The 24,133-nt window shown below is 45.6% G+C and carries 20 protein-coding genes and 1 riboswitch; of the genes, 4 read left to right on the top strand and 16 right to left on the bottom strand.

Features of this window, described 5'->3' with window-relative positions; genetic code table 11:
* Positions 1 to 129: 129 nt before the first annotated feature.
* Entirely contained in the window at positions 130 to 984 is an 855-nt protein-coding gene (locus tag ACRRU2_RS18490) for an ABC transporter ATP-binding protein (RefSeq protein WP_432503925.1), read from the bottom strand.
* 260 nt (positions 985 to 1,244) lie between these two features.
* Between ACRRU2_RS18490 and ACRRU2_RS18485 the strand changes: the two genes are divergently transcribed.
* From ACRRU2_RS18485 to ACRRU2_RS18475, 3 genes are read left to right on the top strand one after another with little or no spacing between them, the layout of a single operon-like run.
* Complete coding sequence (locus ACRRU2_RS18485) at positions 1,245 to 2,339, top strand: endospore germination permease (protein WP_432503922.1); 1,095 nt, start codon at positions 1,245 to 1,247, stop codon at positions 2,337 to 2,339.
* Positions 2,336 to 3,817 (top strand): spore germination protein, encoded by a 1,482-nt coding sequence (locus ACRRU2_RS18480; protein WP_432503920.1) that lies wholly within the window; start codon positions 2,336 to 2,338, stop codon positions 3,815 to 3,817. The genes ACRRU2_RS18485 and ACRRU2_RS18480 overlap by 4 nt, the downstream gene beginning before the upstream one ends.
* Positions 3,814 to 4,971 (top strand): Ger(x)C family spore germination protein, encoded by a 1,158-nt coding sequence (locus tag ACRRU2_RS18475; protein WP_432503917.1) that lies wholly within the window; start codon positions 3,814 to 3,816, stop codon positions 4,969 to 4,971. The genes ACRRU2_RS18480 and ACRRU2_RS18475 overlap by 4 nt, the downstream gene beginning before the upstream one ends.
* Positions 4,972 to 5,031: 60 nt before the next feature.
* Here the strand turns inward: ACRRU2_RS18475 and ACRRU2_RS18470 are convergent, their stop codons facing one another.
* The 13 genes from ACRRU2_RS18470 to ACRRU2_RS18410 all read right to left on the bottom strand — a co-directional run bounded on the left by ACRRU2_RS18470 (position 5,032) and on the right by ACRRU2_RS18410 (position 19,634).
* Entirely contained in the window at positions 5,032 to 6,468 is a 1,437-nt protein-coding gene (locus ACRRU2_RS18470; RefSeq protein WP_432503914.1) for an MDR family MFS transporter, read from the bottom strand.
* A 35-nt stretch (positions 6,469 to 6,503) separates the two neighbouring features.
* Positions 6,504 to 6,770, bottom strand: coding sequence for a hypothetical protein (locus tag ACRRU2_RS18465; protein ID WP_331698154.1), 267 nt, complete (start codon positions 6,768 to 6,770; stop codon positions 6,504 to 6,506).
* Positions 6,771 to 6,900: 130 nt separating this feature from the next.
* Positions 6,901 to 7,500, bottom strand: a complete 600-nt coding sequence (locus ACRRU2_RS18460) for a hypothetical protein (protein WP_331698155.1) — start codon at positions 7,498 to 7,500, stop codon at positions 6,901 to 6,903.
* A gap of 98 nt (positions 7,501 to 7,598) precedes the next feature.
* A complete protein-coding gene (locus tag ACRRU2_RS18455) occupies positions 7,599 to 8,387 on the bottom strand; it encodes an undecaprenyl-diphosphate phosphatase (protein WP_432503910.1) in 789 nt (262 codons plus the stop codon).
* 45 nt (positions 8,388 to 8,432) lie between these two features.
* Positions 8,433 to 9,746 carry a hemolysin family protein gene (locus tag ACRRU2_RS18450; protein ID WP_331698157.1) on the bottom strand — a complete coding sequence of 438 codons (1,314 nt, stop codon included), beginning with the start codon at positions 9,744 to 9,746 and terminating at the stop codon, positions 8,433 to 8,435.
* A 103-nt stretch (positions 9,747 to 9,849) separates the two neighbouring features.
* The gene (locus ACRRU2_RS18445) at positions 9,850 to 10,962 is read right to left on the bottom strand and encodes a DUF3900 domain-containing protein (protein ID WP_331698158.1); all 1,113 of its coding nucleotides are present in this window, start codon (positions 10,960 to 10,962) and stop codon (positions 9,850 to 9,852) included.
* A gap of 24 nt (positions 10,963 to 10,986) precedes the next feature.
* The gene (locus ACRRU2_RS18440) at positions 10,987 to 11,280 is read right to left on the bottom strand and encodes a DUF1294 domain-containing protein (protein WP_432503908.1); all 294 of its coding nucleotides are present in this window, start codon (positions 11,278 to 11,280) and stop codon (positions 10,987 to 10,989) included.
* A gap of 35 nt (positions 11,281 to 11,315) precedes the next feature.
* Entirely contained in the window at positions 11,316 to 13,793 is a 2,478-nt protein-coding gene (gene hrpB / locus ACRRU2_RS18435) for an ATP-dependent helicase HrpB (RefSeq protein ID WP_331698159.1), read from the bottom strand.
* Positions 13,794 to 13,811: 18 nt separating this feature from the next.
* A complete protein-coding gene (locus ACRRU2_RS18430; protein ID WP_432503904.1) occupies positions 13,812 to 14,636 on the bottom strand; it encodes a phosphodiester glycosidase family protein in 825 nt (274 codons plus the stop codon).
* Positions 14,637 to 14,826: 190 nt separating this feature from the next.
* Entirely contained in the window at positions 14,827 to 16,611 is a 1,785-nt protein-coding gene (locus tag ACRRU2_RS18425; protein WP_331698161.1) for a stalk domain-containing protein, read from the bottom strand.
* A gap of 202 nt (positions 16,612 to 16,813) precedes the next feature.
* Positions 16,814 to 17,590: a heme ABC transporter ATP-binding protein gene (locus ACRRU2_RS18420; protein ID WP_432503902.1), complete on the bottom strand. Its 777-nt coding sequence runs from the start codon at positions 17,588 to 17,590 to the stop codon at positions 16,814 to 16,816.
* Positions 17,587 to 18,630: a FecCD family ABC transporter permease gene (locus ACRRU2_RS18415; protein ID WP_331698163.1), complete on the bottom strand. Its 1,044-nt coding sequence runs from the start codon at positions 18,628 to 18,630 to the stop codon at positions 17,587 to 17,589. Before ACRRU2_RS18415 ends, ACRRU2_RS18420 begins: the two co-directional genes overlap by 4 nt.
* A complete protein-coding gene (locus tag ACRRU2_RS18410) occupies positions 18,627 to 19,634 on the bottom strand; it encodes an ABC transporter substrate-binding protein (protein WP_432503898.1) in 1,008 nt (335 codons plus the stop codon). The genes ACRRU2_RS18415 and ACRRU2_RS18410 overlap by 4 nt, the downstream gene beginning before the upstream one ends.
* 143 nt (positions 19,635 to 19,777) lie before the next feature.
* Positions 19,778 to 20,004, bottom strand: a riboswitch (cobalamin riboswitch).
* Positions 20,005 to 20,076: 72 nt separating this feature from the next.
* Here ACRRU2_RS18410 and ACRRU2_RS18405 point away from each other — a divergent pair.
* Positions 20,077 to 20,547 (top strand): FixH family protein, encoded by a 471-nt coding sequence (locus ACRRU2_RS18405; RefSeq protein ID WP_432503895.1) that lies wholly within the window; start codon positions 20,077 to 20,079, stop codon positions 20,545 to 20,547.
* 9 nt (positions 20,548 to 20,556) lie between these two features.
* Here the strand turns inward: ACRRU2_RS18405 and ACRRU2_RS18400 are convergent, their stop codons facing one another.
* Both ACRRU2_RS18400 and ACRRU2_RS18395 read right to left on the bottom strand, forming a co-directional pair.
* Entirely contained in the window at positions 20,557 to 21,243 is a 687-nt protein-coding gene (locus tag ACRRU2_RS18400) for a sulfite exporter TauE/SafE family protein (protein WP_331698166.1), read from the bottom strand.
* Positions 21,240 to 23,540 carry a heavy metal translocating P-type ATPase gene (locus tag ACRRU2_RS18395; protein ID WP_432503893.1) on the bottom strand — a complete coding sequence of 767 codons (2,301 nt, stop codon included), beginning with the start codon at positions 23,538 to 23,540 and terminating at the stop codon, positions 21,240 to 21,242. The genes ACRRU2_RS18400 and ACRRU2_RS18395 overlap by 4 nt, the downstream gene beginning before the upstream one ends.
* Between the last annotated feature and the right edge of the window lie 593 nt (positions 23,541 to 24,133).

Here is a 24,133-nt window from a genome sequence, read left to right as displayed (position 1 = left end):
TATATAAAAATGTATGCGTATTATTATATATATGGAAAGAGTTGCTATACAAGTTAAGAAAGTACTATTTGGAGAGATTTAACAATAAATTTGCATGCAAATTTAAAATAGGCTTATTTATAATATTTTTTATGCTGTAGCTTCTGTTTTTTGCCGGACATAGACGGTCTGATTCTGATTTACCGCCTCTTCATGAGCAGCTCCGGTAAGCTCGAAAGGCAGACATAATGGAACGCCGGTGCGGGGATCTGGAATAATATCAGCTTCAATACCGAACACGGTTCGCAAAACGTCCTTCGTCATAACAACCTCTGGCGTCCCCTCACTAATTAGCGTGCCATTTTTAATGGCAACCATATGCTGCGCAAAGCGGGTAGCGTGATTAAGATCATGGACAACCATCACAATCGTGCGTTTTTGCTCTTGGTTAAGCTGCTGCAGCAGCTTCAGCACCTCCAGCTGATGAGCCATATCCAAATAAGTAGTAGGTTCATCCAAGAAAAGCATGTTTGTGCCTTGCGCCAACGCCATCGCGATCCACGCCCGCTGACGCTGCCCTCCTGACAGCTGATCAACCGGACGATCATAGAAATCCCCCATGCCGGTTACTTCTATCGCCCACTCGATCATCTTTTTATCCTCAGCTGTTAAAGAGCCGAAGCCCTTCTGATGCGGAAAGCGCCCATACCCGACTAGCTCAGAGACAGTAAGCCCATCCGGCGCAGTCGGATTTTGCGGCAGTATAGCGAGCTGTTTCGCTACTTCCTTGGTCGGTTGGCTATGAATCGATTTGCCATCAAGAAACACAGTTCCGCCTTGCGGCTTCATCATGCGGGCCATCGCTTTAAGAATCGTTGATTTCCCAGAACCATTCGCGCCGACAAGCGCTGTAATCTTTCCTTCCGGAATAGATAAGTTTAAATTGCTTACGATCAGCCGCTCCGAATAACCGATATCGAGCCTTTCTGTATAAATTCTCTTCATAACTTCTCACTCCTCTTTATGTAGATTCTTTATAATGTTTGAACAATAATAGCTTCCATTTCCTCACACTATATGTTGAGAAGGATTATCAATATCAATGTTAATATATCAAATCCGAAGAAGCTTCGCAACCCTAAAATTAATTGGACATCTGTACAATAGCTTGAAGACTCTCTTGTTTTCATGAATAGCATTAGTAATACATGGTAACAATATGACTCAATTATAGTAAAAAATACTTTACGTATGGGGTAATCTGCATGATCAAAACAACTGGAAAAATTAGCTTCATACAACTTTTCATGGTCATCATGCTTTTTAACGGCTTACTCAGTCATGTAATCGTCAATCCGATTTTGCTTGAGGCTTCTAGAAGAGATGCATGGCTGGCTGTTCTATTTGCTACTCTTTTATTTCTTCCATGGTGTGCTTTGCTTGTGTACATTATGAACAAATCAGGGAGACAAAAAATACAGCCTTGGCTCGCCGAGAAAACCTCTCCATTACTTTCTTGGCTTATACTGGCTCCAATTATTGCACAGCTATACTTAATTGGCGGTATGACCATTATTCAAACAACACTGTGGACGGTATCTAATTACTTGCCGGCTACACCTCAATATGTGCTCATTCTCACTCTTCTCCTCGTAAGTCATTTTGCTGCCAGAAACGGCATACGTACGATTGCTATAGGATCAGGCATATTGCTGCCAATCGTGGTTTGTCTCGGTTACTATGTTTCCTTTGCTAATATGCCGAATAAAGACTGGTTTTTATTGCTGCCTATGATGGAAGATGGCTGGGGGCGTGTTTTAAATGGCATGGTCTATATTGGCGGCGCCTTTATTGAACTGTCTCTGGTGCTTCTTCTTCAGCATCGCTTGTCTAAAAAGGTTAAAGTATGGCAAATGCTCCTGCTTGGCCTCGTACTTGCCTATATTACTCTCGGACCGGTAGTGGGTGCCATAACAGAATTCGGCCCTGATGAATCAGCAAAGCAAATGGTGTCTCCCTATGAACAGTGGAGACTTGTAAAACTGGGCTCGTATATTGAGCATGTTGACTTTTTTTCTGTATTTCAGTGGATCGCTGGGGCATCGGTGCGAATTAGTCTGGCTCAATTTTTATTGTATGATTTGATTCCTTTTAAAAAGCCAAAATCCCGCAACCGCTTTTTAGGTGTCATTACACTCAGCTATTTAGTTATCACGCTTTACATAAGCCGAAAACATACGTTTTATTTGGATTTATTTGAAAAGTATCTCGTTATCACTTTAATTATCACTTTGATACTAAGTGCAATATTGACTGTCATTGCTCTGTTTAGCAAATCTTCCAAGGAGGTGCACAAATGAGTCAACAAGCTGATCTAGCCTCAGTCTGGACCGAGCAGTCGCTTCGAGATATGTTCAGTAAAGCTTCTGATGTCAATATACGCTCCTTTCACTATATGCATGAAGAGTTAAATTCCAGCGTCATACTCGTTTTTTCGGAAGGGCTTTGCGATAGCTGGCAAATTATAGAGACTGTGCTTCCAGAATTAAATCAGCAGTTTCTAAAGGACCATTTCGAAGCACTGTTAAATGAGCAGTCAATCGGTCCCTTGCCCCTTAGACGAATTGAAGCGAAGCAAGCCAAGGAAGACATGGTAGATGCTATATTTGATGGCGATCTTGTGCTTGTTTTTCAAGAGTACAATTCTGTTTACAAGCTAAATATGAGCAATCGGCCGAAACGCTCCCCTGAAGAATCCAGTACAGAAATATCGATTAAAGGGCCCAAGGATGGCTTTGTTGAAGATATAACGACAAATATTGCGCTTATTAGAAAAAGAATTCGCAGCACATCCTTATGCTGTGAATCATTTATACTTGGTAAACGAACGAAAACGAAAATTGGCTTACTATACTTCGATGATATTTTATCGCGAAAAATATTAGAAGAGGTACGAGAGCGCTTGAATAACATAGACGTCGATGGCATTTACAGCATAAACCAATTAGAGGATGAAATCGTCGATGTGAAATATTCACTCTTTCCTTTGCTTGATACTACTGGCAGACCAGATTTTGTTGTGAGCAGCTTGCTGGCAGGCCGATTTGCCATCATTGTGGACGGCAACCCTCAGGCGCTAATCGGACCGGCTACATTCGGGCTGATACTAAAATCACCGGAGGATATGCATTTCAGCTTTCAATATGTATCTTTTGCCCGTATTATTCGAATAATCAGTTTTGTGTTGGCGCTGCTGCTTCCCGGGCTATGGGTCGCACTAACCGCTTTTCATCAGGACCAGATCCCTTTTCAATTTATGGCAACCATCGCCGTGTCGCGGCAAGGGCTTCCTCTGTCAGCCCAGATGGAAATGTTTGTCCTGCTCTTGCTGCTGGAAATATTCAGAGAAGCTGGCGTCCGCTTGCCAAGCTCGATCGGGCAGACGCTAACCGTAATCGGCGCTCTCGTTATCGGAGATGCCGCTATTAGGGCTGGTCTCGTGTCCCCTTCCGTAGTAGTCGTAGGATCGATTACAGCCGTAATGGGCGTAACGCTTGTCAATCAAACGCTTAGCACAATGGTCAGCGTTATACGCTTCACTCTGTTTCTTATATCATCCATTATCGGCATGTACGGCTTAATACTGGGCATTGTTTTGCTGATGTTTTATATGTCAAAAATTCATTCTTTTGGCGTACCTTATTTATCCCCTTTGTCGCCTCCCAATGTGGGAGATATATTAAGGGGGTACTTGAGAGCACCCTGGAACAAAATACGCTACCGCCCAAAAGCGCTGCATCCGATTGATCCCGATCATCAAGGGGAGGAAAAGGAATGAGAAAGAAAAGGTTACTTCTGCTGTTCTTGAACCTCTTCATTCTGTTATCGCTAACCTCCTGCTGGAATTCAAAGGATATTCAAAATATGGCTTATGTCACAGCTATCGGGTTCGATTATGCGGATAATCAATATACGACCTACGTGCAGGTACTAAATTTCTCAAACGTTGCTAAAGGCGAGGCTAATGCCATGGGTAAAAATGTTCCCAATTGGATTGGCAAAGGGACAGGCACTACAGTGACGGAGTCGTTCAACAGTATTTATGCTACCTCTCAATTAAGACTTTTTTGGGGACATGTAAAAGCGATCGTTTTAAGCGAACGCTTTTTAAAAGATATTGATCAAGTAGCTGAAACCTATGACATGGTCAATCGTTATCGTGAAATTCGCTATAACATACTGCTATATGGCACTACCGAATCGATGATCGATATCTTTTCACAAAAATCAAATTTGAATATAACACCTATCGAATCGCTGCTTGCGCAGCCGTCGCAAATATATTCTCAACGTTCCTATATACTGCCAGTATACGGCTACAAATTAATAGCAAGTCTGAATGAACCGTCAGGATTAGGCATTCTCCCTGCTTTATCGATTGACCACAACAACTGGTTTGAGGATAAAAAAGGAACGTCGATGTTTAGAATCAACGGCGCCTACTTTTACAATGAAAAAAAATATAGCGGGTACATGACAGAAAAACAGCTGGAGGGCTTCCGCTGGATGCAGCACAAGCTGGAACGCTCGCCAATCAACATCCCTGATGATAAAGATCCCGCAGCAGCGATTGTGCTGCAGAAACCAAAAACTAAAATCCATCATTACGAAAAAGACGGAAAAGTTAATTTTGATATAAAAATTTCCTTGCTGGCTTATGTCGACGAATTGATCAGAAATGAAACGAAAGAAAATATTGAGAAGCAGGCAGGCGAGGTTATAGCGAATCAAATTAGAGCGTCATTCGAAAAGGGAGTCGAGATTAAGGCAGACGTGTTAGAGCTCGGTTCGCGACTTTATCGAATGGACAACAAGCTCTGGGAGAAACAGCACAGCAAAAACACATTTTTTCTTACGAAAGAATCACTTCGAAACGTTGAAGTAAAAGTAACCTTAATCCATTCTGGAAAATATAAGCTTAAAGTGGAGTAACTGTAACCGTGATATAAAAACAAGGGAGAATCGGACTTCTGATTCTCCCTTGTTGCTGCTTTATTTGGCTTCATTAGCTTGCTGTGCTGCTACGCCATCCCTCTCATCTCGCTTGGGCATAATGAAAGCAACAGCAATAATTACAATCGCAATAATCGCCGCTATCGTAAAAATGCGGTGCAGGCTCACCTGCAATATTGCAGGTTCAATTTCATTCGCTTTGCCTGTATGCAGCATTAATCCAAAAATCGTAATTCCGACTGTCTGACCAATCGTTCTAATAAAATTGTTGCTGGCCACTGCGGCTCCTCTCATTCTCATGCCTACAGCAGAAGTGACGGCTATCGTAATCGAGGTCGATATGAAGCCAAAGCCAAGCCCGCATAAAGCAGAATAGACGGCAAACCAAAGCATGGCGGAATCCGCATTCAGCGTCGTAAAGCCGAATGTACCGATCAACAAAATAATGGCGCCCAAAAAGCAAAGCTTCTTCAACCCTGCCCGAGCGATTAAGTTACCGGCAAGGATGGAACCAAGCGGCCAAGTAATAGACAATGGAATCATCATAATGCCGGAGTAAGTAGCAGACTTGTTATACACCCCTTGCATCCATAGCGGCAAGTAAAATGTTACAGCGACTACTAGAATGCAAAAAAGAAAGCTTTCCAAATTGGAAATGCTGATTGTTTTATTTTTGAACAGCTCTAGCGGAATCATCGGCTCCGGCGACTTCTTTTCAATGTAAATAAACCAAGCGAGCAAGCATACTGCCGCAAGCAACAAGGCCGCTATAAGCAGAACGCTGGCGGACGTATCGCCGCTTCCTCTCGTATCAATGAGCGACATCCCGTACAAAAAGCAAATCATCGCTAATGAAAAGACAATAACGCCCGGAAAATCGATATGCTGCTTTTTCTTTGCTATCGATTCCTTCAAAGAGCTGCTCAATAAGTAGATCGCCGCTATTCCAAATGGGATATTCATATAAAATATGGCGCGCCATGATACATAATCGACAAAAAGCCCGCCTACTAGCGGTCCGGATATACCTGCTATTCCCCATATGCTGGAAAGCCAGCCTTGGATTTTTGCACGCTGTTCGAAATTGTATAAATCCCCGATGATCGTATAGGGAATCGTAATAAGTGCGCCGGCGCCAAGACCTTGAACAGCCCGAAACCAGATAAGCTGGTCGATCGATTGGGCGAGCCCCGATAAAGCCGAGCCGGTTAAAAAAATAATCGCACCTGCAATAAAAACATTTTTGCGGCCATATAAATCTGATAGCTTGCCGAATATCGGCGTTGTAATGACTGTCGCAAGCAAATAAATAGAGATGATCCAACTGAACTTTTCTATGCCTTGAAGCTCACGGGTAATACTCGGCATTGCTGTGCCTACTATCGTCCCTTCGATGGCCGCAAGAAAGGTAGCTACAAATAATGCGATTGTAATTTTTCTCTTCGTAGCATCATTCGTAACAGCTTCGTTATTCATCGGCGCTCCCGCCTTCCTATGTAGCTTACATTTGACTATTTTTGCAAAGCATCCATTGCTGCATCTACCAGCCTATCAAATGCCTCATCATTCTCCTCCAGCTCATCCTCAACCTCATTTAGCTGCTCCTCATTGCCGGATTCATGCAAAAAAAACAAGCCGTAGCCCCAATCCTTGCCTTTTTTGCTTTGAAGAGCCATTTCATACTCGTTTTTATGGCCTTCTACATTAAATTGAACCTTTCCAACGTAACCGTCTTCCTTCGTGTAATTCATTTCCGCGTGAATAACGGTAATATTCATTGTTTCATCCCTTTCTAGGCGTTAAGTATTCGTCCATGTAGAATAGCAAAACCCCGCAAACATTGCAACAGCATGCTTGCGAGGCAAGGATAATGGCTTCGCCGTCCTTCCTTTAACGAAGGAATACGAATTAAAGCTTCTTCGCTCGGCTATTATGTCTAAATATCAGCACGACAACAACCAGCGTCATTAACATAATAATAGACAGTATCCATAGGGTAGCATTGGATTCACTAGATGCCGCTTTTTGCGAAAGAGGAAGCTCTGGCGGCGCAGAACCGCTTCCAAGCAGGCTTAAATCTTCCGATGCCATATCAATAGATGCGGTACGGCTGCACAGGCTGACATGCAAGTCGCTATCCTTAAGCTTGGCGTAAACGAGATACGTTTTGCCTTCTTCAAAGCTGAAGCCGCAGCTCGCCTCATGAAATGCAGATAAAACAGTTATAGAAGAGGTAACCTTTCCTCTCCATACCTCGCTTACATCAAACGTTATTTTGTACGTGCCGCCTGAAGATATAATACCTTTACCCTTTTTCTTATTCTCCGAGACTACGGTTCCTTTAAAAACTGCGTCATGTTCATCGCGATGCTTCAATACATCAGGTGCAGCAGCGCAGTCGCAAGCATATGTTTGCTTCGGCGCGATTACAATGCCCGCTGCCACTATTGCAGCGATAATAAGCAGGCTTATGTATTTTTTAAATGATATAAACGTCACACTGAACACAACTCCAAGCCCCCTCCATCTAATAATCTCTCTATCTTATTGTTAGACGGATGACACTGTAAATAAGTTACAATCTGCCAAATTAAATTTACAATTCCTTAAAACATAATAAATAAAAAGATAGCAGCAAGCGCAAAGCGATAATAAGCAAACCATGATAAACGCAGCTTTTTCATCATATTAATAAAAGTAACGACAGCAATCATACCGACTATAAAAGCGGCAATCAAGCCGACAAGAAACAGAGGGATATCTGACTTCACCAGAAATTCCCTGCTGCCTATCAAATCAACCATACTGGCGCCGGCCATAATAGGAACAGAGACAATAAAGGTAAATTCCGCTGCTGCCTTCTGGCTTGCTCCAAACAGCATGCCGCCGGATATCGTAGAGCCTGATCGGGAAAAACCCGGCCAGAGCGCTAAAATTTGAAAGCAGCCAATGGCAAAGGCCTGTTTATATGTAATATCGTCAAGCTCCTGCGCAGCGATATTACGCTTGAAGCGGTCTGCAATAATCATCAGAATACCGCCTGCAACAAGCCCTATTAGCACGGTTTGGGGACCAAACAAATATTTTTTTATGACACTGTGCAAAGCTACCGCTACAACGCTTGCCGGGAGCATAGCCAAAATAATATGCAGCGCGTTCAAGCCTGTGCCTTTTTTGAAATTAAAATTCAATAAACTGACAAAGCGGTTGCGATACAACACCAGCACCGCCAGCACTGCGCCGAATTGAATAACAACCTCAAAAGTTTTTGCACGATCCCCTACAAACCCTAACAGTTCGCCTGTTAATATTAAATGCCCTGTCGAGGATACCGGCAAAAACTCGGTTAAGCCCTCTACAATCCCCATAATAATAGCTTGAATTAATTCGTACAACGATATCTCTCCCTCCGCTGGGTAAATTCACTCCTATATTAAATACTATGCATGTCCAAGGGGAGATACTTCTGTTTCTGATCGATTTACTTCGATATCGACCACATAAATGCGATGATCGTCTCTTTGCTGTACCGTCAAAATCACATGATCAAGCGCCCATGGCTCTCCTTCTTCCAGCTCCGGGTTTTTCTCGAATATCCATCCGCCTATCGTATCGACCTCTCCGCTCTCCAAATTCATATGGATAACATCATTTAGATCGCTAATAAGCGCCTTACCGCTAACCCGATAATGGTTCTGATCCAGCTGCTCAATTTCCAGCACTTCATCCTCGTCAAATTCATCGCGGATTTCACCTACGATTTCCTCGACTATATCTTCAATCGTAATCATACCGGAGGTTCCCCCATACTCATCAAGCAAAATAGCCAGCTGCGCACGCTCATTTTGCATTCTGCGCAGCAGCTTGCTGATTGGCATCACTTCCGGCACAGTCAGCACCGGCTGCAGCAGCTCGTCAATTAAAAATTGTCCATCCTTCGGGTCGTGCAAAAACAGATGCTTCGTATGCAAAATACCGATAATATTGTCCTTGCTCCCCTTGGCGATAGGAAAGCGAGAGTATCGCTCCTGGCGTATCGTTTCTAAATTTTCTTCCTGCGATGCATCAACGTATAAACAAGCCATATCGGTTCGCGGCACCATAATTTCCTTTGCCAGACGTTCATCAAATTGAAAAATGCGATTAACATAACCATACTCGCTCTGATTGATTTTGCCGCTCTCGTAGCTCTCTGTAACGATCATGCGAATTTCTTCCTCCGAATGAGCTTCCTGCTCATGCGAAGGCTTGAAGCCGAGCAGGCGGACAAGTCCATTGGCCGATCCATTCAAAAGCCAAATAAACGGATACATCAGTTTATAAAACCAAATGATTACTGGTGCAGCTGCTTGGCTGATTTGCTCAGCTTTAATAATTGCAAGCGTTTTTGGCGCTAGCTCGCCAAGCACGACATGCAAATAGGTCACAAGAGCGAAAGCGAATACGAAAGTAATAATTGTGCTTACTTCAGCAGGAATATGCCAATAGGCAAGCAAAGGCTGCAGCAGCTTGGCGATCGTCGGTTCTCCCAGCCAGCCCAGTCCTAACGCAGTAATCGTAATGCCCAGCTGACAGGCAGATAAATAACTGTCCAAATGCGAGGTTACACGATGAACAGCCTTTGCATTTTTCACGCCTTCGGCTACCATTTGATTGACTCTGCTTGTGCGAATGCGGACAATGGCAAATTCAGTCGCTACAAAAAAAGCTGTTAGTACGAGTAATAAAATAAATAACACTATTTTGAGAACCATCGTAATCTCCTTATCTGAATGTAAATAATAGGTTAATTCCTATTTCTACATCCTCTCCGATGTATACGCGGTCTATACTCCATACGCTAATGATTGCTTCATATTACCAGGGAACCTCATTATCGCCGTTATTTTCCGTCTCATCCTCATCATGCTTTTGCTTCGTTCCGATTAGCGGCAGCAGCTCTTCCAGGCTTTGCGGCTGCAAAAGCTCAACCGGAGACAAGCCTTTCTGGAATTGAAAAGCATCGCCTTCCAGCACGGCTACATAACGATCATTATGCTTCGCAAAATGAATCGTAATGCCGAAGTCGGAAAGCTGTCCGCTTACGGAGGCATTGCCTATTTTAAACGCAAAGGGAAGATCCTCCTTCTGCTCCACCAAAGCGGCTGCGGCTACCTCAACCTGCTCTTGGGACCACCATTCCTGCAGCTCCCGCTTCTCACTGGCAGCCCAAACCTCAACGGCATTTTCCGCCTCGCTCCTTGCTGCCCCGGCTTCTTCTTGAAACGTATCAGAAACATATTGATGCACCATATCGACAACCTGCTCGCTAATAACTTCAGGCAGCGGCTTCTCATAGGATACGAATTTTAGAAAATCCTCGAAATATCTGGCGTGAGATGCTTGATGGATTTTCAGCTCCCAGTGCTCAAGCGTTCCAGTCTCTGGCATATGAGGATATTGAATCGACTTTATGCTGCGTGCGCTTATAGCCATCTCTACTTGAGTAATTAAGCTCTTTTCCGATATAGTAGCAATTTTGGGTTCAAAATCACATTTCAGCAAAAACAGAAACGGCTCATCAAAATAAGTGTTCAGCTTGGATAAAGCAATAATAAATGCTCCGCCTCTTACCGCAGAGGTATCCATATAAATACGCACCAGCTCATCGGCTATGCCGAAAAATCTTTCTTTATTATCGGCATCTCTTAATCTTTGAAACAAATTATAGTTCTGATTGCTATCCAGCTCGTAGCCGGGCTCAACCATAAACCTGCCGATTTTTGTAGGCACATTGGCAGAACTGGGATTGCGCTCTACTTTGCGCTTGACGATTTTCGTGAATTCATCATTTAAAAAGTCCTTTAGCTCGCTCTCTTCGTACTCATCATGCTCTAATGTTTTATAATGCTTGAAGCGCTTGACGGATGAATCCGCATCACCCTCGGTCTGAATAACAAAAAAAGATAAATATTGCAATGAAAAATCCATGAATGCAGCCCTTTCTAAGCTCAATTAATAATAATATTCATATAAATGAACGGCGGCATAGATCGTCCCGATATGAAGGATCAGCAAGGTAGGAACGCCAAAGATAAAAGAGGCATGCTTCGTTTTATGATGAAACACCTTCATCGCCAGCCAAATCCCGACTGCGCCTCCTAAAAAGCAGAGCCAAAAAAAACGTTTTTCCGAAATTCTTCGTTTATGCCGCCTGGCCAGCTGCTTATCCTCCTTCATTAGCCAATAAGCATAACCGTTCATGCAGCAGTAATACAGTATAATTATGATCCATATTGCCTTATCCACAACTATTTCTCCTTGTCTATATGAAGGTTGCAGTGTTACTGCTGTTCGCGTGGACGCACCCGGTTAGTCGCGACAGCCTGAAGCGGATCATCGGGCCAGTAATGCTTCGGATATCTTCCCTTCAAATCTTTTTTCACCTCAAAATAAGTACTGCTCCAAAAGCTTGCCAAATCATTCGTCACCTGCACCGGTCTTTGTGCTGGCGATAATAGTTGAATCGTAACGGGAAGGTTCCCGTCCGCAAGCATCGGCGTCTGCTTCATACCGAATAATTCCTGCAGCCTGGCTGACAATATCGGCCTGTCAGGATCAGAATAATCAATTGGCAGCTTCGAGCCGCTAGGCACAGTTATATGTGTTGGCAGCTGCTCGTCCAGCTCTTTTTGCTGCTCCCAGCTAAGCATTCCCGCTAAAAGCTGCGCTACTGAAACTTTGCCCAGCTCTTGAGCAGAGCTTTTGCCGTATATATACGGTTTTAACCCTTGCTCCGCATTTTGAAGCAGGCCCTCGTCAGATACATTTGGCCAGCTGCCGGGCGAATACCTGTACATCAGCTGCATTCTTTGCTGCAGCTGTCTCGCTTGCTTTGTCATATGAAGCATAGTCAACCCTCGCTTGCGCAATTGCGCGATGAGCTGCTCCGTTACCATTTCCCAATTATGATTGGGGATGATTTGCTCTTTCAAAATAATGGCGCCAATGCGTTCCTGTTTATGCGTTTTAACAGACTGGCCAGCCTCTTCCCATTGTATAAGCTCATCAATAATGATAAGACTGCTGCAATATTGCCGCAGCTCAGGCAAGCTAATGGCTGCTGCTGATCGGATATAGCTGTCTTTGCCGACGTCTTCAATCTCGCAAGCAACGATAAACGGTGTTTGAAGCAAAGCATCATCTATGGCTCCGGCGCCTCTTCCATTGGCGAGCAAATAACGTTTATCCTCTCTTTGTCTAGCGATCCGGTCAGGGTAGCCATAAGATAACAGCACTCCAGTGGAGAGCTTTTCTTCTGCGTTGCTGCCGCTTGCCGCCATAATCCGCGCTAGACTCATCTCCCATTGCTTAGCTTGAGCGATTATTTTTTGGGCGGCAGGCTGTGAGCTGTAAGCAAGCAAATTTTGAAGTTGGGTATCGACGTCCTGGTTAGCAGCCGAAACAGCCAACGTTCTTTCACTGAGCATGCTCGCCAGCATACATGCTTGATGCTGCTGCCCATACGACAGTGCCTTCAGTATGATTGCGCCAAGCCTCGGATGAACGCCAAGCTGAGCGGTGGCTATGCCTTGCTTGGTAGGATGGCCCGCTTCATCGATCGCTCCTAAAAGCTGCAGCAGCTCGATCGCTTGATTAAAGGCAGCCTCTGCGGGCACAGTTACCCAATTCAGCTCATTACAGCCTTTAATGCCCCATATGCGCAGCTCAAGCGCCAGCTGGCTTAAATCGCCCAGCAATATTTCTGGAACATGATGCTCAGACAGCAGCCTGTGCTCCTGCTCGGTCCAAGCGCGATAACAGCGTCCAGGCGCAAGCCTGCCTGCTCTTCCGCTGCGCTGCTGCGCTGCTGCTGCCGAGATTGGAACAGTTTCCAGCCTGGACATGCCCGTTCGGTAAGAAAACCGCTGAATTCTAGTTTTCCCGCTATCGACTACTGCAGTAATGCCTTCAACCGTAATACTTGTTTCCGCAATTGAGGTTGCAAGCACAATTTTTCGAAATCCCGGCGGAGCGGCTGCAATTGCAGCGCTTTGTGCCTCCAGCGGCATGCTGCCATGCAGCATATGTATGCAGACTTTGGAATCCTTCAACTGCTGCTCAAGCAAGCGCGCCGTTTTTCTTATTTCGCCAATACCCGGTAAAAAAGCGAGCACATCTCCGCCGCATTGCTGCAATGCGCCGACAATAAGCCGGCACATACATTGATCCAGCGCCTCGCTCGAAGGCTTGTCCAAATATTGAATGCTGACAGGATAGCTCCTGCCTTGGCTGGCTATGATAGGGGCATTGCCTAAGAGCTGGGCCAATTCGTTCGTATCGAGCGTTGCAGACATGACAATAATTCGCAGATCATCGCGAAAAAGCTCTTGTGCCTGCAAGCAAAGAGCTAATCCTAAGTCGCCATGTATATGTCTCTCATGAAATTCATCAAATATAATGGCAGCCACATCGCTCAACGAAGGGTCATGCTGCAGCATGCGGGTTAAGATCCCTTCGGTTACTACTTCAATTCTGGTTGACTCGCTAATACAGGTATCCAGCTTCACGCGATAGCCTACTGTTCCGCCTGCTTTTTGCTGCAGGGAGGCTGCCATATACTGAGCAGCCGATTTGGCTGCGAGCCGTCTTGGCTCAAGCATAATTATTTTTTTGCCCGCTGCCCAGCTTTGATTCAGCAAAGCAAGCGGCACTCTTGTAGTTTTACCGGCGCCTGGCTCCGCCGTCAGGACAATATTGTTTTCCTGCTCTAATTTTTGCAAGAGCTCTGGAAGAATAGCGTCAATTGGAAGCTGTTTCATACGCTGTTAGTTCCTTCCTTATTTTAAAATCCTCATCATTTGTACAACCGGTCTGGAATCGCCTGGCAATGCTGCTTCCTTGGCAAGCAGCTGTGAGGAACCGTCGCCGTCAAGAAAAATGCCGTCAATCAGCTTGCCAGCGCCAGTCTGCTCTACTACAGCTGCCCGAAACTCAGACAAAGTATGCTTCGTTTCACTAACGAAAAGGTACAGCATGCCCGCTTCATCGTAAGCGGCAGCTGATCGCAATCTGGCCGAATCCATAAATGGCGCTTCTTCAAGCTTAGCCTGGCTCAGCCATTGATCGTCCTGCTGCAGGCTCATGCTTATGCCGCCCTGTGCCCAGAAACGCGTATAGTCTTTAACGCGTATCTCCTCTGCTTTGCTTAGAACCTGCACATTCATTGTATTTGCTGCGCCGTCCCATACCAAGGTTCCTCGGCTATACTTCACATTTTCCCCGCCGCTGCCGTAATCGCTAGCCTTTCCATTAACAGCTGTACCGTTCACAACGGCGATGCTCAGCAATTGGTCGCCAAAGAAAAAACCGCCATTGATGCCTACCCTGTTGCTTAAAGTAACATTATCATGTATGGCTTCAAGCGTTATATTGGACGGCTTCGTCACTAACTTATGAATAATGGCGCCATTGGACGCTTCCAGCCTCTGATAGCTGTATTGGCTTACATGCTCGATCGTTCCCTGATTAACTGCATCCCTGCCAGTAATCGACTGTATCATGAAATATAGCGCGATAGCGAGTATAACCAAAATACCTGCCAATATGCTAAATGACGCGATCCACTGCTTACGGGTTAATTTGACATGCTGATTGCTAGACATTCGACCTTCTCCTTCAAATCAATGATCCAACTACTAAGCTATTATACAAAAAAAGCAGCACTTTGGGAAAATAAACGTATACAAGCAAGCTGCCTCGCATCCTTTGTTCAAAACAGCACTTCCTTAATCAAGGGCGTGCGATGTTTCTTTTTAGGACAATGAGACAGCTTGCTTGATATTTCAAAATGAATTAATCGAGCTCCTCCAATGGATAGAAGATCAAATTGATTGGGAACGCTGAGCCAGCCGGCGGACTGAATTCAATATCCAGGCTTTGTTCCCTTCCTGTAGTCTTTGCCAGCATGACCATGCCGTCGAATGCAGTCAACACTCCCGATGCCGGCGCCTTCATCATTTCACCGTTAATTTTGAAAGGCCCTTTGAAGTAACCGCCTTTGGCCAAAAGCATGATAGCCATTTTTCTCGGCTTTTCCGAGTGGATTTTGTACACAGTGCCATAGTTTCCAGATAGCACGGCTTCCGTTCCGCGCTGCGGATCATAGCCCTGTACGAATGGATCGACTTTACCGTCACCTAGCACAAGCTTTAGCGGGGCCGTTAAGCCTTTTTCGGATAAATCCACTTTCCAATCAAAGCCTGTCGTCTGGAAGGTGCCGCGAATATGGCCGTTGAAAGCCAGCTTCGGCAAGTCCAGCATAGCAGACGATACTGCCTTGTCCGCTGCAAAAGTAAATTGGATTTCGCCGTCTGTTTCTACATCATACATCAAATTAACGCCTTGTGAAGGATGAAAATCAGGAAACTGCTTGTAGACGAACGTTTGTCCAGAAGGAATGACCATCTGCTCCTGCTTGTCCTCTCCCATCAAAAAATCTACCATCGCTTCGCTGCCAATCAAGTGCGCATAAATGGACGGGTATACCTCGCCTTTGTTAGTCGTTTTAATTGTTACATCATGATCCGAAGTGTTCGTTGCCAGAATAGCAAACGATACTGTCTCCTCTGTTCCATTAATATGGTCCGCATACAGTCTTCCCTTGCCGTTGATTTTGTCTTGGTACAAAATACCGAGCTCCTTGAAGGTTTCGGGGCTGTCGCTCATTAGCAGCGTACGGGAGTTATCTTCCGTTACTTTTTTCGGCAGGTCCGGCAAATTCAAATAATATTTATAAAGAGTGCTCCAGTCCGTTTTCACATAACCGCCAACAGGCTGCATATAGATCGGATATTCCTGCTCTGATAAATAGACCTCATCCGTTACGACAATTTCCTTTGTAAAAGGCACGCTCACCTTTCCTTTTTTGTCTGTAACCGTTAAGGTTACGGGATAGGTTCCTGCTTCAAAAAACACATCCTCGCGGCCTTTCCATTCCAGCTTCAAGCCTTCGGCATCAGGATCATAGCTTAAATTTATATATTTAATCGGCTCCCCCTTGCGGTATTCCGTTTTGCCAAGTGCAAATTTCGCAACTGGAGTAGAGTTTTTTTCCTCAGGATCATATACGCCTTCCGGCTTTCGGGTATGAAGCACCTCGACCCTTCTAAGCTCGTGATCGTATATATAGGAAGCCCCCATGTAATCAGAGAGCCAGGTCAACTTGATTAATAATCTTCCGTTGGCAAGCATAGCTACATCATCAAAGTTAAAACGCTGGCCATTTACAAATACTTCCTTGTTTACGGTATCGAATTGAATATTGAATTTGGGCGTTTCCATCATAATTTGACGCGTTTTTTCAATCCATTCTACCTTCATCCCGAAGGCATCGCCTAAAAATTTAGCTGGCACATAAGTTTTTCCTTTGCGGATAATGGGCGGGGAATCCAACGTAAATGCCTCGCCATTCAAATAAACCTCTGGTTGATCGATATGTAAAATAACATATGATGTTCCGCTCGTAATTGTTGAAGCATGGACAGCCGATGGCGTTACCGGAGAAGTCAATAGCGCTACGCTCAGTACTGATGCTACTGCCAGCCGCTGCAGCCGACTATGCTTTTTCTGAATAGACATGGATAATTCTCCTTTTTACAAAAACTATGTATTTAGTTGCAATCTCATAATTAGACGAGCATGCCCTTTTAAAGTTGCACTAAATCATAGAGACGACCAGTCTAAAGCTGCGGTTGTCATAACTTTGTAACATTTAATGTAAAAAGCAGCGCACTCATCCAATATCATCCTGTTCAATTCAACTAATATTAAGCAGTAAGCTTTAATTGCCAGGCGTTAAAAGCACTTGCGGAACTTGAATTTCCGGATGGTCAAACACAACCGCTTTCGTATTGTATACGTTGCCTAACAGCTCCGAGGTGACGACCTGCCCAGGCGTGCCGACAGCTGCAATTTCACCTTGATGAAGCACCATGATTTCGTCGCAATACATAGCGGCCAGGTTTAAATCATGCAGTACGGCTATTACGGTCAGCTTACGTTCCTGCTGCCATGCTTTCACTTGATCCATCAGCTGCATTTGATAGCCAATGTCCAAATAAGTAGTCGGTTCATCTAATAATAAAAGTGAAGGGTTTTGAACCATCAGCTTGGCTAATGCCACTCGCTGTCTTTCGCCGCCGCTTAACTGCTCCAGCTTGCGATGCTGTAAATGCTCAATTCCCATGGCAGCAAGCGCCTCATCAATCATGTTCTCCACATCAGCAGCCTCGCCCCCAAGCCAGTTCTGGTAGGGGAATCTTCCCATTGCTGCGATTTCTCTTACTGTAAAGCCTAATGGAGGAATGCCTTCCTGCAGCAGAACAGCCATATATCTGGCCAGCTTTTTTCGCGCAATCAAATGAACAGGCTTGTCATCAAGACATATTTCGCCGCTGCTTGGCTTGACAGTTCCGGACAGCAACTGCAGCAAGGTCGATTTCCCGGCCCCGTTAGGTCCGATAATCCCGTATATTTTCCCTTCCGTGAAGGAACAGCTTATTTGCTTTAATATTGCAGTTGACTGGATAAAGTGGGAAACGTTTTTGATTTGTATCATAATAGCCCTCCCTTACTTTCCTCTTTCTTTCTGCGGATAAGCAAATAAGCAAAAAACGGGGCACCAATCAAAGCGGTCACTACTCCGAGCGGAATTTCTCTCGGACTCATTGCCATTCTTGCCAGTGTGTCAGACCAAAGCACAAACATTCCGCCGCCTATTGCCGATAGCGGCAATAAAAAACGATAATCCGGACCGATCAGCAAGCGAACAAGATGCGGAACGACTAAACCGACAAAGCCGACTACGCCGGATACAGATACGGCAGCTGCTGTCAAAAAGGTGGAGCAGAGCAGCACGATCAGCTTCGTCCTCTCCACCTTCACCCCAAGATGAGCCGCATGCCTCTCACCAAGCATGAACAAATTAAGCGGCTGGCTGAAAATGAACAGGACAGGCAGTCCTACGGCAACAAACGGTAAAATCATCCCAACATGCTCCCAGCTTCTTAAAGCGAGCGAACCCATAATCCAAAATAAAATTTGATTAACGACGCCCTGTGACATCGAGATCATTAACGATACGAAAGCTCCTAAAAAAGCTTGAATTATAACGCCCGATAAGATTAACGTCTCAATATTCATCGCTCCGTTGCGTCTAGCCAGCCATAAAACAGACAGCAGCGCTGCTGTACCCGTTACGAACGCTGTCAGCGGCAGCGTCCAAATCCCCAAGGCAAGCTGCAGCCCGCCAGCTATAATAAAGGCAGCGCCAACCGAGCTGCCGGACGCGACGCCGAGCGTATAAGGATCTGCAAGCGGATTGCGCAGCACACCCTGGAAGCCCGCGCCTGCAAGGGCCAGAGCTGCTCCTACTAATACTGCAAGCAGAACTCTCGGCAGCCGCACCTTCGTAATGATGGCTACTTCAGCACCGCTAAAGCTGGAATTATCCATAGACAAGCCAAACATATAATGCACGAGTATGCGCCAGGCATCTTGAATCGAAATGCCCGCTGAGCCTAAAGAAAGGCTAGTAATAATAGAAACAGCAAGAAGGAGCAATGCTGCTCCTCCATACAAGTAAAGTTTTATTTTCATTTCGCTTCAAACAGCTCAGGGTGAACCGCAGCAGACATTGCCTGCAGGGCGTCTGCCAGACGCGGGCCAACTCGCGATACAAGATCCTCATTAATAGGGAAAATCGCTTTGTTTTTCACAGCTTCGATAGCATCCCAGCCAGATCTTGCTGCAATTCCATCCACCAGAGCGTTTGTATCCCCTCCGTAGCTTGAGAATAATATCACATCCGGATTATGCTTGATCACCATTTCATTGTCAGCTTCGAACCAGCCCTGCTGCTCAGCAGCAATATTGCTGCCGCCAGCTAGTGAAATCAGTTCATCGATAAACTCGCCGGAGCCAACTGTCCATCCATCAGAAACATCAAAGAAAACCGACTTTTTCGCTGCATCTTTAATTTTGTCTGTCACTTCCGATTTAACTGTAAGCATATGACCCGCTACTGCAGCAGCTTCGTTTTGTTTATTCATAATTTTACCGATTAATTCAATTTTCTGGGCAACTTCGTCATATGTTTTCGGATCCGTTGCATATACGTTAATATTTAAAGCTCTAAGCTGCTCTACTGCGGCAGTATTCATAGTAGAGGAGGCAAGCACCAAATCAGGCTCCAATGCAAGCACCGCTTCAATATTTGTTGTTACATCTCCCACCTTTGGTTTTTCCAGCGCCTCTGGCGGGTAGTTGCTGAAATCATCAACACCTACAACCTGCTCGCCTGCACCGATCGCATATAAAATTTCAGTCTCGCTGGACAAAATAGAAACAACCTTGGCAGGCGCTTTTTCAAACGTAAGCTCAAATCCAGTGCTGTCCTTAAGTGTCAAGGGATAGGCAGTCTCGGCCTCCTGCCCAGGAGTTGGTGAAGCCGTCGTCTCAGGCGTACTGGCAGCTGAACTGGATGAAGGCGTAGCGCTGGGCTGATTCGTACTGCCAGCTCCGCAGGCAGCCAGCATTGCTGTCATAATAACAGCTAGCAAGGACAGCAGCATTCGTTTATTGCATTTTTTATTTTTCCACATTGAACATCTCTCTCCTATTCTCTATATCTAGCTAAAACACAAAAAAACATTCCCAACAACAAGTGTCGGAAATGCCCGTGATTGCCTGCAGGATTTCTGCAAACAATGGATCCCCCGAACACCTCCCTAATTCCTCGTAGGCATAAGCGTCTTTTAAACAGGCAGGTATCCTGACTCAGCTTGAACGATCAGCGCCTTCCCAAGCAGCGGCTGCTCAGTGGCATTAACTGATGTTGACTTTCCAGCAAAGGCTGGTGTCCAGCATTACAGTGGCGGGTCCGTACCGGATTTGCACCGGTTTCCCAATTATGCTGACCGACGTAAGATAGCATCTCTGCGATCGATTAGCACCTGTTTAATTAAAATAAAATTGTCAGTAGTAACTATACACTTCAACCGCCTATTTGTCCATTCCCAACCATAAATCGAAAGGAGTGCGCTTATGAATAGAAAAGCATCACCCGCTCACTATTCATCTAAAGCAATTGTAATATGCCTGCCTATCGTAATCCTTATTTTCGGAGTTTTTTATTTTTTTCAAGATACATTGCATCCTTCTGCAAAAGAGGAAAGCCTGCCTGTTACTACCGAGCATCTTCAAGCTGACTTGCAGGCCATATGGACGGTTACACCAGCCCCGGCAAAAGTACTCACACCAAACACCTTTATTATCGAGCTTGCAGATAAGGATCAACTGCCGATCACAGGGGCCGAGCTGTCCGTGAAGCTCAGTATGATCGGCATGTTTTGCGGCGATATGAATTTCACGCTTCAAGAGCAGCAGCCCGGCACTTATATCGGAGAAGGCTACCCGCTAATGCCAGGCGACTGGCAGGCTAAACTCTCGATCAAGCTCGGACAAGAGAAACCGGTCACATTGTTCCGCGAAATTAAAGCGGTCCGCACTTTATAACATTTATCACTACCATAGCCATATCGCTATAGACGGAATAAGGCCATTAGCAGCTAGCCCGCGCATTATGGCAATGATTCCTATTAATAAAGCAGCGGCATTGCCGATTTTGCGCAGCAGGCTTCTATTTTTTCTAGTAATCAGCTTTGCTGCTGCCGCTGTCGCTGCCAGTACAGGAAAGGTAGAAAGGCCGAATAACAGCATAATAACAGCCCCCGAAACCATTGTGCCCGAAGCAGCCGCATTCATCTGCATCGCATAGGTCAGCCCGCAGGGCAGAAATCCGAAGGCAAAACCTGTTAAAGCAATATGCAGAGATTCCATATAGGCACTGCGCTCTGACCTTGGGGTCATTTGATGATGCAGCCTTGCAGACAAAGCCGCTAAAAATGGCAGCTGATTACGCCGCCATAGCCAAAGCAATATAAAAATACCGCCTATAATAGATGCTGCGCCTTGCAAGCCTGCTACCTTGCCTGCGACATTGAGGAAGGAACCAACAAGGCCCATCACCATTCCAAGCAGCGTATAGGAGGTTATTCTTCCCGCGTGATACAGCAGGCTCGCCCGCCATGCAGAAAAAGAGCTGTTAAGCGCAACCGTCGTTACAATCCCTCCGCACATGCCCATGCAATGGGGAGCTCCGAAAATACCTGTCAGCAATATTAGTCCCGCCTCATGCCATGTTATCATCATCCTTTCGCTGCTCCTTTGTATCTGCGATTCATTTGCAGCTTCAGCCGAAGCGCATTGCTTACAACAGAAATCGAGCTTAGCGCCATTGCAATTCCTGCCATCCACGGCTGCAGCAGACCTGCTATAGCGAGCGGTAGCATCAGCATGTTGTACAGGAAGGCAAAGCCCAAGTTCTGTTTCACATTCGCAATCGTCAATTTACTAACCGCAATTACGTCTGTAACTGCCTTAAGTCTAGAATAGAGCAGTGTAATATGTCCTGCATGCAAAGCCGCTGTCGTTCCGCTCCCCATTGCAATGCCCACATCGGCAGCAGCCAAGGAAGGCGCATCATTCCAGCCGTCACCAATCATTGCGACTTGCTTCCCATGCTGCTGCAGCTGACGCACCAGCTCCAGCTTGCTCGCAGCCGTTTGCGAAGCGTATACCTGCTCGATTCCAGCTTGGGCAGCAATCGCATGGGCGGGCGCCGCCCCGTCGCCAGTCGCCATTATACTCGTTATATATGTGTTTCGCAGCGCAAATACGAGCTCAGCAGCCTCCTCTTTTATCGGATCTCTAAAACTGATAAAGCCTGCGCAACGATTTTGCCAAGCGGCGAACAGCACCGTCTCGCCATTGGCCTCTCTTTTTTCTGCTTCCTGCAATAATAGCAATGCAGGGTTTATTTGGTGCAGCTTCAAAAAACTTAAATGTCCAAGCATAAACAGATGCCCGTCTATTTGCGCCTTGACGCCCGAGCTGGCTATGTAGCTGCTATTCTCGGCTTGAGGAAGCTGCAGCTTCATAGCTACTGCACGACTGACAATTGCTTTTGCAAGCGGGTGCTCGGCTTGCATTTCAGCGGCTGCAGCATAGCTGAGCAAACGGTGCTTCGTCATGCCAAGAGCAATAATTTGTGTAATAATCGGCGTACCTGTCGTAAGCGTTCCTGTCTTATCAAAAACTATCGTATCGACAGCTGCCAAACGCTCAAGTGCACTGGCATCCTTCACGACGACACCCTGCTTGGCCAATCGCCCCGAAGCGAGCACAAGTGATAAGGGCGCAGCTAAGCCAAGCGCGCAAGGGCAAGCTACCAGCAGCACTGCAACCATGCACAAAACAGCATGCTGCCAATTGCCCGTATCCAGCCATATTCCCCACAGCAATAATGTCAATGTCGCGATCAGCATAATTATGGGTACAAATATAGCAGCAATTCGATCAACCTGTCGTTGAATATTCGCTTTAGAGCGCTGCGCCTTCCTGACCAGCTCTTCTATTTGGCTAAGCAGCGTATCATAGCCCGCGGCATTGGTTTGTATCGTCAGTTTTCCCGCTCCATTTTTTGTGCCTGCCCATACTTGCTGTCCTGGGTTTTTCTCTATAAACTTACTTTCTCCCGTCAGCAAAGACTCCTCTACTGTGGAGCAGCCCTCAAGCAGCAAGCCGTCCACAGGTATAATCTCGCCCTCTCGCACCTCGACCAGCTCGCCTTTTCTAACGAACTCACTTCTTACTTCCTGCCACTTTTCTTTGCGCAGCACTCTTGCTAATTTATTGGCCAAGTCATTATAGCTTGAATTAGCTTCATGTGCTTTGAGCGAGGCGGCGGATTCAATATATTTGCCTAACAAAATAGCAGTTATGACAACCGCAGACGTTTCAAAATATAGTGGAATGCCTGCCATCAGCAGCTCTTTTGACTTCCACAGCTCATTTTGGAATACAACATAATGACTGTAAAAATAAGCCGTTGACGTACCTAATACGACTAGCACATCCATGTTCGCGCTTCGTTGCCTAAGGGCATGAAAGGCGCCAAAATAAAATGGCATGGCGATTACGAACTGAATAATCGTTCCAAGTGCAAGCTGCAGCCAAGGATGAAAAAGCAGAGGCGGCAAGCTCTCAGCAATAAAATGCAACCATGACACATGCTGAGTCATGCTCAGCAGAAGCGGGATAGCTAATAATAAAGAGCACAGCAGTCTGGTTTTCAATTTGTTCTTTTCTTGCTTAATACTCTCTATTGAGGTTTGATTGGCTGAGGCGTGAAAGCCCAGCTTCTCTACGGTTTGCAAAAGCTTAGGAATTGTAATCTGCCTAGTATCATATTGGACCCAAGCGGTGCGAAATGCATAGCTTACAGCTGCTTCACTGATACCTTCCTTTTTCTGCAACGCCTTCTCTATTCTGGCAGCACATGCCGCACAATTCATCCCTGTTATAGAGAATTGCCCTGTTGTAAGCTGCTGCTGTTCATTCAGCTGCATTTCATCGATCAGTGGATATGCCGGAGACCGGGCTTTCATTTATTATCGCCCCCATTCCTGTCATGCTGCACAAGCAAGGCCTGTACTTTGCTATACAATATATGTTAGCTTGGGCGAATACATGAATAAACGATTCTACACAATGAATGAACGATTCTACACAATGAATGAACTTGGTCACACGTTCCGTTATTTGCCTAAAAACCGCCAACTTCTTCATTTCGCGGTCACTCATTCCGCTATACAGCTCCAAAAGGGGCACTTTCTGCGATTTATGGATCAATAACGGAACGTCTGTCACTTTGCCTCCTCAAAACTACGATTTTGGGCGTAATAACGGAACGACTGACCAACTAGTAATACACAACAACAGTTTTCCAATGTAAGTTTCCCCAACAAACTGAGGAAAATCAGTTAGCTTGGGCGCATGAGTGCTCATTTTCAAAACAGCGTTTGCTATTGCAAAGTACTTATCGAGGCGGCATCGACCGATTCTGTATGATATTTCATATACAATTGGGGTTTTCGGGGCATTCCAGCGCATTGTGTATGAATTTTCATATACATTTAGACGTTTGGGGGCGGCATCGACCGATTCTGTATGATATTTCATATACAATTGGGGTTTTCGG

This window comes from Paenibacillus sp. GXUN7292 (assembly GCF_050864975.1).
GTDB lineage: Bacteria > Bacillota > Bacilli > Paenibacillales > Paenibacillaceae > Pristimantibacillus.
This window is presented reverse-complemented; position numbering and strand designations above follow the sequence as displayed.

Bases quoted from the DNA above. Each gene is read 5' to 3' on its own strand.
- ACRRU2_RS18490 (WP_432503925.1), bottom strand. From the start codon at position 984: ATGAAGAGAATTTATACAGAAAGGCTCGATATCGGTTATTCGGAGCGG.
- ACRRU2_RS18485 (WP_432503922.1), top strand. From the start codon at position 1,245: ATGATCAAAACAACTGGAAAAATTAGCTTCATACAACTTTTCATGGTC.
- ACRRU2_RS18480 (WP_432503920.1), top strand. From the start codon at position 2,336: ATGAGTCAACAAGCTGATCTAGCCTCAGTCTGGACCGAGCAGTCGCTT.
- ACRRU2_RS18475 (WP_432503917.1), top strand. From the start codon at position 3,814: ATGAGAAAGAAAAGGTTACTTCTGCTGTTCTTGAACCTCTTCATTCTG.
- ACRRU2_RS18470 (WP_432503914.1), bottom strand. From the start codon at position 6,468: ATGAATAACGAAGCTGTTACGAATGATGCTACGAAGAGAAAAATTACA.
- ACRRU2_RS18465 (WP_331698154.1), bottom strand. From the start codon at position 6,770: ATGAATATTACCGTTATTCACGCGGAAATGAATTACACGAAGGAAGAC.
- ACRRU2_RS18450 (WP_331698157.1), bottom strand. From the start codon at position 9,746: ATGGTTCTCAAAATAGTGTTATTTATTTTATTACTCGTACTAACAGCT.
- ACRRU2_RS18445 (WP_331698158.1), bottom strand. From the start codon at position 10,962: ATGGATTTTTCATTGCAATATTTATCTTTTTTTGTTATTCAGACCGAG.
- hrpB (WP_331698159.1), bottom strand. From the start codon at position 13,793: ATGAAACAGCTTCCAATTGACGCTATTCTTCCAGAGCTCTTGCAAAAA.
- ACRRU2_RS18430 (WP_432503904.1), bottom strand. From the start codon at position 14,636: ATGTCTAGCAATCAGCATGTCAAATTAACCCGTAAGCAGTGGATCGCG.
- ACRRU2_RS18425 (WP_331698161.1), bottom strand. From the start codon at position 16,611: ATGTCTATTCAGAAAAAGCATAGTCGGCTGCAGCGGCTGGCAGTAGCA.
- ACRRU2_RS18420 (WP_432503902.1), bottom strand. From the start codon at position 17,590: ATGATACAAATCAAAAACGTTTCCCACTTTATCCAGTCAACTGCAATA.
- ACRRU2_RS18415 (WP_331698163.1), bottom strand. From the start codon at position 18,630: ATGAAAATAAAACTTTACTTGTATGGAGGAGCAGCATTGCTCCTTCTT.
- ACRRU2_RS18410 (WP_432503898.1), bottom strand. From the start codon at position 19,634: ATGTGGAAAAATAAAAAATGCAATAAACGAATGCTGCTGTCCTTGCTA.
- ACRRU2_RS18405 (WP_432503895.1), top strand. From the start codon at position 20,077: ATGAATAGAAAAGCATCACCCGCTCACTATTCATCTAAAGCAATTGTA.
- ACRRU2_RS18400 (WP_331698166.1), bottom strand. From the start codon at position 21,243: ATGATGATAACATGGCATGAGGCGGGACTAATATTGCTGACAGGTATT.
- ACRRU2_RS18395 (WP_432503893.1), bottom strand. From the start codon at position 23,540: ATGAAAGCCCGGTCTCCGGCATATCCACTGATCGATGAAATGCAGCTG.